Origin of the sequence: Mesonia hippocampi, from assembly GCF_014197445.1 — a bacterium.
Classification (GTDB): domain Bacteria; phylum Bacteroidota; class Bacteroidia; order Flavobacteriales; family Flavobacteriaceae; genus Mesonia; species Mesonia hippocampi.
Window position 1 is genome coordinate 25,696 of the sequence record NZ_JACIFO010000013.1, and the last position, 11,938, is coordinate 37,633.

Annotated in this window: 12 protein-coding genes; all 12 read right to left on the bottom strand. The window is 33.1% G+C overall.

Annotation, left to right across the window (positions count from 1 at the left end; translation table 11 throughout):
• Positions 1 to 5 precede the first annotated feature (5 nt).
• On the bottom strand, positions 6 to 1,085 hold the full coding sequence (locus GGR32_RS11270) for a mannose-1-phosphate guanylyltransferase (protein WP_183478305.1): 1,080 nt from the start codon (positions 1,083 to 1,085) through the stop codon (positions 6 to 8).
• Positions 1,086 to 1,091: 6 nt separating this feature from the next.
• Positions 1,092 to 1,685, bottom strand: a complete 594-nt coding sequence (locus tag GGR32_RS11275; RefSeq protein ID WP_183478306.1) for a SprT-like domain-containing protein — start codon at positions 1,683 to 1,685, stop codon at positions 1,092 to 1,094.
• A 44-nt stretch (positions 1,686 to 1,729) separates the two neighbouring features.
• Positions 1,730 to 2,416 (bottom strand): SDR family NAD(P)-dependent oxidoreductase, encoded by a 687-nt coding sequence (locus GGR32_RS11280; protein WP_183478307.1) that lies wholly within the window; start codon positions 2,414 to 2,416, stop codon positions 1,730 to 1,732.
• 106 nt (positions 2,417 to 2,522) lie between these two features.
• Positions 2,523 to 3,461 carry a M20/M25/M40 family metallo-hydrolase gene (locus GGR32_RS11285; protein ID WP_183478308.1) on the bottom strand — a complete coding sequence of 313 codons (939 nt, stop codon included), beginning with the start codon at positions 3,459 to 3,461 and terminating at the stop codon, positions 2,523 to 2,525.
• Between the two features lie 186 nt (positions 3,462 to 3,647).
• Positions 3,648 to 4,181: a DUF1572 family protein gene (locus GGR32_RS11290; RefSeq protein ID WP_183478309.1), complete on the bottom strand. Its 534-nt coding sequence runs from the start codon at positions 4,179 to 4,181 to the stop codon at positions 3,648 to 3,650.
• Between the two features lie 11 nt (positions 4,182 to 4,192).
• The gene (locus tag GGR32_RS11295) at positions 4,193 to 5,038 is read right to left on the bottom strand and encodes an alpha/beta hydrolase (protein WP_246415202.1); all 846 of its coding nucleotides are present in this window, start codon (positions 5,036 to 5,038) and stop codon (positions 4,193 to 4,195) included.
• 21 nt (positions 5,039 to 5,059) lie between these two features.
• Complete coding sequence (locus tag GGR32_RS11300) at positions 5,060 to 6,979, bottom strand: M1 family metallopeptidase (protein WP_183478310.1); 1,920 nt, start codon at positions 6,977 to 6,979, stop codon at positions 5,060 to 5,062.
• Positions 6,980 to 7,110: 131 nt separating this feature from the next.
• On the bottom strand, positions 7,111 to 7,686 hold the full coding sequence (locus GGR32_RS11305; RefSeq protein ID WP_221403734.1) for a sugar transferase: 576 nt from the start codon (positions 7,684 to 7,686) through the stop codon (positions 7,111 to 7,113).
• A gap of 575 nt (positions 7,687 to 8,261) precedes the next feature.
• Positions 8,262 to 8,495 (bottom strand): hypothetical protein, encoded by a 234-nt coding sequence (locus GGR32_RS11310; protein WP_183478311.1) that lies wholly within the window; start codon positions 8,493 to 8,495, stop codon positions 8,262 to 8,264.
• Between the two features lie 279 nt (positions 8,496 to 8,774).
• Positions 8,775 to 10,217 (bottom strand): ATP-binding protein, encoded by a 1,443-nt coding sequence (locus GGR32_RS11315; protein ID WP_183478312.1) that lies wholly within the window; start codon positions 10,215 to 10,217, stop codon positions 8,775 to 8,777.
• 869 nt (positions 10,218 to 11,086) lie between these two features.
• Positions 11,087 to 11,401: a type II toxin-antitoxin system RelE/ParE family toxin gene (locus GGR32_RS11320; RefSeq protein ID WP_183478313.1), complete on the bottom strand. Its 315-nt coding sequence runs from the start codon at positions 11,399 to 11,401 to the stop codon at positions 11,087 to 11,089.
• Positions 11,383 to 11,703, bottom strand: a complete 321-nt coding sequence (locus tag GGR32_RS11325) for a hypothetical protein (RefSeq protein WP_246415203.1) — start codon at positions 11,701 to 11,703, stop codon at positions 11,383 to 11,385. Before GGR32_RS11325 ends, GGR32_RS11320 begins: the two co-directional genes overlap by 19 nt.
• Positions 11,704 to 11,938 lie beyond the last annotated feature (235 nt).

Here is an 11,938-nt window from a genome sequence, read left to right on the forward strand (position 1 = left end):
GCAGATTATTGATACTTATCGCCTTGTTCTTTTATAGCACGTAAACGTTCCTTTTTTACGTCTTGCTCATCTTCTTTAGGATAAATCAACAAGACTTCTTTTTCATCTACAATAATATAATTGTTAACGTTTTTTAAAATTACCAATTTTTCTGCTGCCGTCCTAACAATATTATTACTAGAATTATCTATTTGTAATTTTGCGCGCACACTAACATTATTATTGGGATCTTTTTCTAATTTATCGTATAAGGAACCCCAAGTACCCAAATCGCTCCAATCAAAACTTGCTGGTAACACGGCTACTTTATCGGCTTTTTCCATAATGCCATAATCCACAGAAATATTTTCAGATTTTGCATAGTTTTTTTCGATAAAATCAAATTCTCCAGCGGTATTATAAAATGCTTCACCAGCAGCAAATAATGCATACATTTCGGGTAGGTATTTTTGGTATGCCGCTAAAATGGCTTCTACGCTCCAAACAAAAATTCCTGCATTCCAAAGGTAATTCCCTTGTGCTAAAAAATCTTTTGCGGTTTTATAGTCGGGTTTTTCTGTAAATTGCGCAACTTCATTAATTGCTTTTTCTCCCTTTTTATAAGCAATATAACCGTAACCTGTATTAGGAAACGTAGGTTGTATGCCTAAAGTCATCAATAAGCTTTTATCTTGTTTACACTCTTCAAAGGCTTTGGTAATATCTGCGGTAAAGCCTTCTAGGTTTTCTATCCAATGGTCGCTCGGCGCTACAAGCATAAGCGCATTTGGGTTTTCTTTGGCTATTTTCATAGCTGAAAGTAAAATGCACGGAGCGGTATTGTTCATGCTTGGCTCTAATACCAACTGTGTATTGGTGAGTGCTGGCAATTGCGCTTTTACTAAATCTTGGTAATCTCCATTAGTAAGCACCAATGTGTTTTTTGAAGGAATAAATGTATTTATACGATTAAAAGTAGTTTGCAAAAGGCTTTCTCCTGTTCCTAACATATCGTGAAACTGCTTTGGAAAAGCTTGCCTGCTTACAGGCCAAAAACGAGACCCTACTCCTCCTGCCATAATTACGGCATAATAATCCTTATTCATTTATCTTTACTTTACTAATTCTACTTCGGCATGTGGCTGGAAGATATAGATTTTTCTGGTAGAAACTTCTATACATTCATAGCGTTTAATGCGTTTTTTTCCTTTTCTAAAAATCCTTCCGTTAGAAACCTTAAACAAGCTTCCTAACGGAAGCTCAAAGATATAGTTTTTATTGTTAGAATCGCTATATTCTTTTAAAGCAACCGCCAACCGAACATCGGTATCGCTACTGGCTTTAGGGTTTTTAAAATGTTGTGCCAATATAGGCAACAGTGCTTTGGGAAATATTGCAGGATTAATAAACGGCAACATCAAGTGCTGAAAAGTATGTTTCCATTCTACACCATGAGGTTTTATATACCGTCCAAATTCACGATATGCCAAAACATGGGCAATTTCATGTATAAGTGTAATTAAGAACTGGTATTTATTTAATGAAGCATTAACGGTGATTTGCGCAACCCCGTTAATTTCTCTGTAATCCCCATGCCTGGTTTTACGTTCATTTACAATTTTTAGATAAATGCCATAATTCTCTATAAGTGTAAATGATGGGTTTACAGCATTTTCTGGCAGGTATTTTCCTAATATTTCTTTCAAAAAAATATAATTAAAGCGATGTGCTTTTTTTTATTACTTACTTTTTAAGGAGTTGTGTTGGCTACTTGCAATAACTTCCCGTTGTAAAACTGTTGTCCTGTCATGGCAAAATGTTTTATATAGCTTGCCATTTCTGCGGCAGAAACAGGCGCTTTATATCCAGGAAAGGCTTCGTTTAGCATTTCGGTTTGTACAGCTCCTAATGCCAATACATTAAAGGCAGGCCCTGTTTCTTTATACTCCTCAGCCAACAACTCTGTAAGTGTAATTACAGCTCCTTTACTAGAGCTATAGGCTGCTAAACCAGGAAATTTCATGCTTCCTTGTACACCTCCCATACTACTAACGGTTACTACATGCCCTTCTTTATTCATAAATGGCAAGACCGATTTTGTAAGCTCTGCTACTCCAAAAACATTTGTTGCATAGACTTCTTGCCAATCTTGAAGTCCTAAGTCTTCAAAAGGTTTATTGATAATTTTTCCTGCATTGTTAATCAGTACATCTACACTCAATTGCTTTTCTGTTAAATAAGCTACCAATCCCTTATAAGCATCTTGGTCTTGTAAATCAAAACAAATAGGATGTAAGTTAGGTAAGGCTAATGCCTGTAATGGAGTTATATTACGAGATAACGCAATTACCTGATGGTTTTCTGCACATAACTGTTTAGCAAGTTCAAACCCTATTCCTCGACTTGCCCCTGAGATGATGATGTTTTTTATAGTCATATTTTTTATTTGTTTTAACCTAAAATTACCCTTTTAAAAAGGATAACCTCAGCGAGAAAAACAAAGTAAACCTTTTCAGGCTAACAATGTGTTATAGATGTATTAATTAATGAAGTTTTATGAGTCGCTCTGATGCATTCCCAATTCGGGTAAGTTGCTTGATAGTGGCTTGTACTAAATTTTGGATATGTTTTATATCTAACTGATCTAATTCATCGTTTACATGGTGGTAATACTCGTAATTGCTAAAATCGAAAGTACATAAGGTATGTGAAGGAATGTTTAAAGCTTCATAGAAAGGAAAGTTATCGCTGCGATAAAACAACTGAAATGATTTTTCCTTCTCAAAAAAACCTAACAAAGGTTTTTCTTGCCCCATATTAAATTCTTTCGCCATAGTAGATTTCTCATAACCGGTAAGGTAAGCAGTATATACATTATGAGGTAAAGGCACGCCTATCATCTCATAATTAAGTACAAAATAGATGTTTGCTTTTTCATTTTTTAATCGCTGTGCTAAATGCTTAGCTCCTAAAAGCCCTTCCTCTTCGGCAGAAAACAGTACAAACATCAAGCTCCGCTTTGTAGGCTGTTTAGCAAAATAATCTGCTAGGGCTAATACGGCTGCTGTTCCCGAAGCATTATCATTGGCTCCATTGGCAATATCATCGCTGCCTATAGCTTCTCGGATACGACCAATGTGATCGTAATGAGCGCCGAGTATAATAATTTCATCTTTTAGCTTTCTATCGGTTCCTTCTTGAAAGGCAATGAGGTTATAGCCTGTTTTCCCGATAAAGGAAAAACTATCTCGATAGGTTTGATAATAGGGTTTAAGTTTTGATTTTTTAAAAACATCTTCTATATATACCGCTGCTTTTTCTATCCCTTGTGTGCCTGTTTTTCTTCCTTCCAATTCATCAGAAGCTAAATAGGTTAGGTATTCTTTAATATTATCTTCTGCTAAAGTTGCTTTTTTTGAAGATTTACAGCCTAACAGTAAAAAACTAATTGCTACAACGGGGAAAAGAATATTTCTAATCATAAATCGTTATTGGGTTAGTTGCTAAATATAGGAAATAGATTATTAAAAAAATAAACTTTATGTGGGTTTTTAAGGTTTTATCAAAACAACTATAAGCCATTATAACAAAAAACCTCTTTTTCTTGTTTATCAAAAACTATTAAATGCTATTTTCTTTTAAAGTCTGCTTAGCCTTAAGTAAGAAACTTATTTATGCTTTCCTTTAGAAAATTTCTCTTGATTATACATCTTCGATTTTCCTTTAGGAATTGTTAAGCTTTGCCAGTTATCTGCCTTAAGCATTTTCCCGATATACACCATTTGCCCGATATGGTATGCATAATGCGTAAGCTGCCTATTTACAGCTTCTATAATGGAGTGTTCTTGGTTTCTAATATAAATTTTAGTTTCAAAATTCACATCGTTAATTGTAGCCAAAGCTTCAAACAGGCATTGCCAACCATCATTCCATTTTTGTATAAGTTCAGACCTGGTTTTTATCACCGTTTCAAACTCTAAATCTCTTTCTCGCCAGGTTTTTTCGCCATCTGAAATCAAGAAATCTGTCCAACGAGATTTCATATTCCCCCAAAGGTGGTTTACAATTATTGCAATTGTATTTGAGTTTTCATTATACTGCCAGAAAAGATCTTTATCCTCTAGTTGTTCAAAAGTTTTTTCGCCTACCAGCTTATAATATTCAAACTGTTTTTTTATGCTCTTTATATATTCGGTTTGCATACGGGTAAGTGTTAAGGTTTAAATATTTTTTCAAATGCATTATATACGGCATTATGAAGTGCATCTCCATGCGCTTTATCTTCAAAAAATTCAAAAAACACCTGAACATCTTCGTTTTTATTTTTTGCTATTTTAGTATACAATTCTTTCGCAGTACGCTCCATCACCTCACCTTCTTTTCCTACAGCTATGTAAATAGATTTTTTAGAAGTATAAGGAGCTGGATGTTGCGTTAATAGCTTTTCATCATCCCACCATAAGCTAGGACTTACAATAATATAATTGGTAAAAAGCGCTGGGTTTTCCAACAGTATTTCTGTAGCCAATAAGCCTCCTAAAGATTGCCCTATAATTGTACTGGTATCGGTTGTTCTGTAGCTAGCGGAAATAAAAGGTTTCAGCTCTTTTTCTAGAAACCTAATAAAATCTTGAGAACCTCCTGCAGTGGGAAATTCTTTCTGGTCTAATTTATTATGAGAAGGATAAGTAAAGTCTCTTTTCCTATCTACATTTCCAATGCCTACAACAATAGATTCTGGAATCATGTTTATCCATGAAAAAGACCCAAATTGAACAATCCCTGAAACATGTATAAAATCCTCGTTTTTAGAACCATCAAGCAAATAGATTACAGGGTATTGTTTTAAGCTATCTTTATGATAATTTAAAGGCAGGTAAACATTTATAGTTCGGGTTTCTTTTAATACGGCAGATTTTATATTTATTGACTTTCCTATGGTAAAATCAGTTTCGCTTATTTTTACTGGTATTTCCTGTCCAAACAACAAAGGGCAAGTTAATAACAATAAAACACTGAATATTTTCTGGAGCATACCTATTACATTTCTAGCCAACATTTTTTTTAAAAACAGCCTAGTTTAAAACACGCCTATATCATTTGCAGCATTAATATCGGCTACTTGTTTTTTGGCATCAAACACTACTTTATCTATGGTTTTATTTGTTTTATGCAAGTATCTCCAACGGTTAGTTCTATGCCAAATCTCCACAGGAAGTTTTACGTCTGCTTTTGTTCCGTCTGTATAGGTAATTTCAAGTTTTACAGGCATTGGAATCTCGCCCCTATTGTCTACCTCTATAATAAAACCTTGTTCTACTTTGCTTATTTTATTTACTGCAATATCTATATTTCCGTTTCCATAAAACCATGTTTTCCAAAACCAATTTAAATTTTCTCCGGTAACATTCTCTATATGGTTAAAAAAATCTGAAGGTTGCGGGTGCTTATAGGCCCATGTTTTTATATACGATTTAAAGGCCCTATCAAAACGCTCTGGTTCTAAGATATATTCTTTCAGCATAATTAAACCTACTGCTGGTTTATAATACGCAACATATCCCAAATTTCTAGATTGAGCAATGTCTGGATAAGTGTTAATAGGCTCGCTTTTAGAATATGTTAGGTAGTTTGTTATCTGTCGTGGCTGGTCGATATAAGACGAATATTCTCCCTTATTAAAAGCTTTAGAACTGTAATGATTAATAAAGGTATTAAAACCTTCATCCATCCATGCATACCTGCGCTCGTTAGAGCCTACAATCATAGGGAACCAATTATGCCCAAATTCATGATCGGTTACATTCCATAAAGACTGTCCTTTACTTTTATAGCTACAAAAACTCACCCCAGGATACTCCATTCCACCAACATTTGCAGCCACATTAATTGCATTTTTATAAGGATAAGTAAAGTAATTTTTAGAATAAAACTCTACCGAAGCTTTGGTATATTCGGTGGAACGTGTCCAAGCATGATCGCCATCACTTTCGGCAGGGTATAAGGATTGCGCTAAGCCTGTTTCACCATTGCCTAAATCTATTTTTGCAGCATCAAAAATAAAGCTAGCCGAAGAAGCAAAAGCTACATCTCGCGTATTTTTCATTTGGTAATGCCATGTAATTGTCCCTGTATTTTTAGGTCGATTAGATTTTTTACCTACTTCATTGGGTTTTATAATATAAACTGTTTTATCGCTTTCTTTCGCTTTTTCTAACCTGTTTAACTGCTTTTGGGTATATACAGCAGTTGGGTTTTTTAATATTCCAGAACCCCCTACAATATGACTAGCTGGTACGGTTATTTTATAATCGTAATCTCCATATTCGGTATAAAACTCTCCTGCCCCTAAATAAGGTTCGGTATTCCAACCTACCACATCATCAAATACCGCTACCCTTGGATACCATTGTGCCAATGCATAAATTGTTCCTTCGCTTGTAGATAACCTCCCCATTCTATCCATTCCTTCTTCTGGGATTTTATACGAAAAATTCATGCTAACACTCGCTTTTCCTCCTTTTGCTGCAATTGGTTTTTCAAAATACACCTGCATACGGGTATCGTTAATGTAGTGCGTTGGATTTTCTTTTCCGTTTGCTTTTATATTGGTCAAGGTATAGCCGCCATCTACATTCCCGTCCCATCGGTTTCCATTTAATGGTGTGGTTAAGGTTGCTCTAGAAGTTTCTGTAAATACATTTTGCTCTAAATACAACCAGATAAAATCTAATTGCTCTGGGCTATTATTAGTGTATGTAATTTTTATATTCCCTGTTAGCACATGCGTATTTTCGTCTAAACTAACTTCCATCGTGTAGTCTGCGCGGTTTTGCCAATAGGCTGTTCCTGGCTTTCCCGAAGCTGTTCTGTAAATTGAACCTTGACGATACATCAAATCATCAAAAACATGCTGATTATTTACAGGCTTATCTTGTGCATAGGTGCTAAACAACATTAAAACACTAAAGATGCAGGAAAGAAATGATGTGATTCTCATAAATTTATTTTTTTTAGTTGACTGAAAAATAAAAAAGCTAATACTCGGGCATAAAACACCCTATTTTCCCAAAACTAACAATTTTTTTAGATAATACCTTTATTTAAATCAAGTATAGCCCTTTTTAGGCTTTAAAAAATAGTTTTATAAAGAATCTTTAAGTCTAAAAAACAAGAATGCTTTTTTATATAGAATTTATTTAAACGTATTTTCTGTGGCCAAATAAGTTGCTGATTGTAAGCTTCTGGATTTTCTTGTTGAGCAAGAATTTCCTCTTCATTTTTAAAATAAATACTGGCTAGCCCTGTAATACCAGGTTTTATACTTAATACAATACGGTCTTCCCCCTGCAATTTATCTGCAAAACCAGCTACATCTGGGCGTGGCCCTATAAAGCTCATGTCACCTTTTAAAATATTCCATAGTTGAGGAAGTTCATCTATTTTTGTTTTTCTTAAAAATCGACCAACCTTGGTAATGTTTGGGTTATTTATTGTAGTTACCGAAGTTGTTTGCACAGAGGTTTCTTTCATTGTGCGGAGTTTATAAATAGTAAACCCTACCCCATTTTTTCCTATTCTAGTACTCAGGTATAAACCTTTACCCGAATGTGCCATAGCACTTATCAGCCAAGCTAGAATCACTACTCCTGCGGTGATTAGTATTAATATACTAGAGAAAAGAATGTCTAAACTTCGATTTTGCAACGAAAATATATTGAATGGTACGTTCGCAAAGATACTTTTAAAAATAAAGTGAACATAAATTTATTTACTACTCGTTCTTTTAATCAGTAACTTTTGTTTGCTAATGGTGTTCATGAATCAACAAAGTTGATTTTAATACAACCGACAGTTTTGCAGAAATAGCTGTAAATCCAGTGGAAGTTCGTCTTTGCAATTACTAAACCAAGGGATTCTCTACAATGAAAATCATGTGTCAAAATTAGGCTAAAAATACTTGACTTTTAACACAGTTCCTAGTTATGCAACGGCTTTATATTTTCTTTTTATTCGGGTTTTTACTATTTGAAAACAAAGAAATAATCTCTATTGAATTTTGGTTAATTCTGTAGTAAAGATTATTATATTTTTCAACTACAGCCTTTCTGATATTCTTTTTCTCTAAAGATATGGGAATGATTTCAGGTGACTTTGAAATCAGTTCAAGAGTATGGTCTAATTTGGCTGAAAATGTTCGTAATTCTCTTTCTGTCCAATTATTTTCTAGATATTCTAAAGTTTTTTCAAGTTCAGATATCGCGTGGTTAGTTCATAGTATTTTATAACCACTTTTCATAAATTCCTTTCACATTAGCGTGAGAAGTCAAGTTTCCATTATCAGCATCTAAAATTCCTTTTTCTATGGATTCTTTTTCCTTTATCGAAATTTCATTCCACCAATCGCTTTTTTCTTTTTCTCTTAATTTCATTAATTTATCAATCAGAGATTTATCGTTCAATGTAGATAGCCATTGAATTAATTCTATTTTTTTATTTTCTAAACTTAAGCCCATAGTATCAAAGTTACAAATTTAATCTTATGATTCTATTTTTGAGTACAATTTTTAACTCTTTAATAGCTTCTATATCTTTATTTATGTTAAAACAAAAAGGAGTGTATCAAGCTTAAAAAGGTTTATTTTTATCTAAAAAAAACAATGATTTTTTCGCCTGTTCTTAATCGATTTTCTGTCAAGACAAAATGAACTGATAATATTCTTACTTTTAAACTCCTTCCCTATTTTAGAGCTACACTAAAATAAAAGTCCTAAAAAAGGCCGTATATCGATTACTTAATTATTAGTCTTCATTTTAAGTGTAATTTCTCCAATATTATATGCATAAATAGAAGCTGGCAGGAAAGTAAACCTCAAGTCTTGTGTTTCTTTCATCCCTATTTGATCAATTGAAGTGACAACTGCAGCTTTAAGTTTATTTGTTTCACAAAATTTAATTAAGCTTTTCAATTCGTGTGGTTTGTCAAAATATCGATTACTCCACTTAATTTCTACTCCCCAAACAGGTTTGTAATTTTTATCATCTACTAAAACAAGGTCTACCTCTCCTTCATTTCTGCCGTCTTTCCATCTAGCATAGGTTAAATCTAGTTGCTCCCTATGCATCCATTGTGAAAGAATTGCAGTTTCAACCATGTTTCCCATTTCTTGATCTGTTTCGCTTATCGGTGAAAACAAAGCAGTACGAAGTGATGGATTAGTAAGATATACTTTAAAGCTTGTAATCCTTTTTAATCTTTTTGCATTTACTCCAACTTTGTTTAATACTTTAATTAAGAATGCTGCTTCCAAATATTCTAGGTATTTTTTTAATGTATCCTTTTGGATTCCACTTTCCCTAGACATCCTCTCATACGAAAATTCATTTCCCGTATTATAAGCTATATATGTAAAAAACCTGTTTAGCTCTTGGACGTCCTTAATACCATACAAACTTGGCAAATCCCTAAGAAGAACTTTATCTACAATATCATTTTTCACATATCTACCCATATCACCTTGTATTTTTTCAGATAACACAACCTCTGGATAGCCACCAAAATTTAAATAATGGATAAATTCTTTATTTAAAGCTTTTGAATCATGAGTTAAGCAATACGCTATATCCTTGTCTTCATATTGGATATCCCCTTCAAAAATTAAATGGTCTAGATTTTTCAAGTGAATATATTCCTGAAATGTTAACGGAGGCAACAAGAAATCAGTAAATCTGCCTGCTCCACTTTCTGTACTATGCCATTTCAATGCTGCAGCTGCTGAACCTGAAACAATGAATTTAGTTTCTGGATATGAATCAACCAATACTTTTAAGTGTCTTTCCCAATCTTTCAAGTATTGTATTTCATCAAAAAAGATATAACAACCATTAAGATTATCTAGGTTTAAAGATTCTTTACATAGGGTTAGAACGTCTTCTAAGCTTAAGTTGACATAAATCGGGTTATCGATTCCAATAAAGAATAGTTTATGAGGATTTGTTCCTTCTTTTAGCAAGTTCCCAATGCAATGAAATAGCATTACCGTTTTGCCTACTCTTCTTGGTCCCATTAGGACTAATGCTCTTTTTATACTTCTTTCAACAACGAATGGATAAAAGAGAGCAAAATATAATCTTTTGGACATTGAACTGTAAGTAGCTGGAATCTCTTTGGTAATCCACCACGGATTTTCATACCGAAGGCGTTCAATAATCTTTTTTACTGGAATAGGGTTTAACATTGCTATTAATTTATCTTAATATAACAAATGTAAATAAAATAAACAGAATTAAAACTATCTATTTTTACTATTTTGAGGCAATTAGATGAATTTACGAACGGATAATCAGTTAATCTAACAATCGAATATTCCATTTTATAAAACACAACGCCCTAACGAATATAGTGATTTTTCACCTGTTTTGTGTCAAGACAAAATGAACGGATAATATTCTTTAGTATACTTACTTTTTTTAGTTCACGAAACTTTTATTTGCTAATGGAGCTCATGAATCAACAAAGTTGATTTCAACCCAACCGACAGTTTTGCAGAAATAGCTGTAAATCCAGTGGAAGTGCGTCTTTGCACCGCAAAGACAAAGCATGAAACGCCAGGTTTAGCAGCGGTTTTAAAACTTGCTTTTAAAAATTTCCTTAAAACGGTCTTGACTTTTTGGTTCGTTTTGTGTCAAGACAAAATGAACGGATAATTAACTTTAGTATACTTACTTTTTACCATTGTCGTAAAAAGTAACAAAAAAGACTAGGCTGCCGAATCTTGTCTTAAATTTATTACTCGGAAGCTAAATTTTAGAGAACTCATATTGGTAAACCAATACTCAAACATCCTAAAATTTTAACGCTTCGTTCGTGGCAAATTTTACAGACAATTTTCGTGATGCCGAAAAAATTGTATTAGTTCACAAACCTTTTATTTGCTAGTGGTGTTCATGAATCAACAAAGTTGATTTCAGCCCAACCGACAGTTTTGCAGAAATAGCTGTAAACCCAGTGGAAGTGCGTTTTTGCATCGCAAAGACAAAGCATGAAACGCCAGGTTTAGCAGCGGTTTTAAAACGTGTTTTTAACTCAATTCTTTGTTGTGTAATATTATTTTTTGCTTTTTAATATTTTCAAAAGTTTTTTTGGATTTTGTCTATTATCCCAAAAGGCGGTGATGATAATTTCTTTATCATTAACCTTATAATAAAAACTGAAATTACCTAAAGAAGCAACTCTCGTGTCTTTGAAATCTGTTGTTTTATAAATTAGTGGTTTTTCGGATATTTGTTTTGTTCTTTCTGAAACTAATTTTAATAGTTTTTTCGAGTAACTAGTTGACTTGTTTCTTTTAGCCCAATATTCTAAGATACCTACGAATTGAATGTCAGCTGTTCGTGTCCAAACTACATTGCGTTTAGCCATTCCAAATTCCTTTTATTCATTGCTTCTTGGGAAATCAGTTTTCCTTCTTTTATATCTTGTTCACTCATTTCCAACATTATTTTTTGCTCCTCAGTCAATTCAACCATTTCAGATTCAGATGAACTAGATGTAATTATTTTGTCAAGAGCAACTAAAAAATCTTTATTTTTAATCGATAGTATTTTGTCAATCAACCCATTTCGTATATTATCTACTGTAGCCATTTTATTCAAAATTATTTTATAAATATCCGAATAATTGCTCATTTTTCCTAATACCACATAACTTTTATATATCTTCATATACAACTATTTATGTTAAATCAATAGATAGTGTGAACCCTTATAAACTTAGTATACTTACTTTTTAGCCACTACCCCACATCCTCCATATAGTTGTGTTTATGAATTATTTTAAACATTCATTTTTTTAGTTCACAAACCTTTTATCTGCTAGTGGTGTTCATGAATCAACATAAGCATTCATTTTTTTAGTTCACGACCTTTTATTTCCTAATGGTGTTTATGAATTATTCTA

Coding starts and splice junctions, on each gene's coding strand:
- GGR32_RS11270 (WP_183478305.1), bottom strand. CDS start 1,085: ATGAATAAGGATTATTATGCCGTAATTATGGCAGGAGGAGTAGGGTCT.
- GGR32_RS11280 (WP_183478307.1), bottom strand. CDS start 2,416: ATGACTATAAAAAACATCATCATCTCAGGGGCAAGTCGAGGAATAGGG.
- GGR32_RS11285 (WP_183478308.1), bottom strand. CDS start 3,461: ATGATTAGAAATATTCTTTTCCCCGTTGTAGCAATTAGTTTTTTACTG.
- GGR32_RS11290 (WP_183478309.1), bottom strand. CDS start 4,181: ATGCAAACCGAATATATAAAGAGCATAAAAAAACAGTTTGAATATTAT.
- GGR32_RS11295 (WP_246415202.1), bottom strand. CDS start 5,038: ATGTTGGCTAGAAATGTAATAGGTATGCTCCAGAAAATATTCAGTGTT.
- GGR32_RS11300 (WP_183478310.1), bottom strand. CDS start 6,979: ATGAGAATCACATCATTTCTTTCCTGCATCTTTAGTGTTTTAATGTTG.
- GGR32_RS11310 (WP_183478311.1), bottom strand. CDS start 8,495: ATGGGCTTAAGTTTAGAAAATAAAAAAATAGAATTAATTCAATGGCTA.
- GGR32_RS11315 (WP_183478312.1), bottom strand. CDS start 10,217: ATGTTAAACCCTATTCCAGTAAAAAAGATTATTGAACGCCTTCGGTAT.
- GGR32_RS11320 (WP_183478313.1), bottom strand. CDS start 11,401: ATGGCTAAACGCAATGTAGTTTGGACACGAACAGCTGACATTCAATTC.
- GGR32_RS11325 (WP_246415203.1), bottom strand. CDS start 11,703: ATGAAGATATATAAAAGTTATGTGGTATTAGGAAAAATGAGCAATTAT.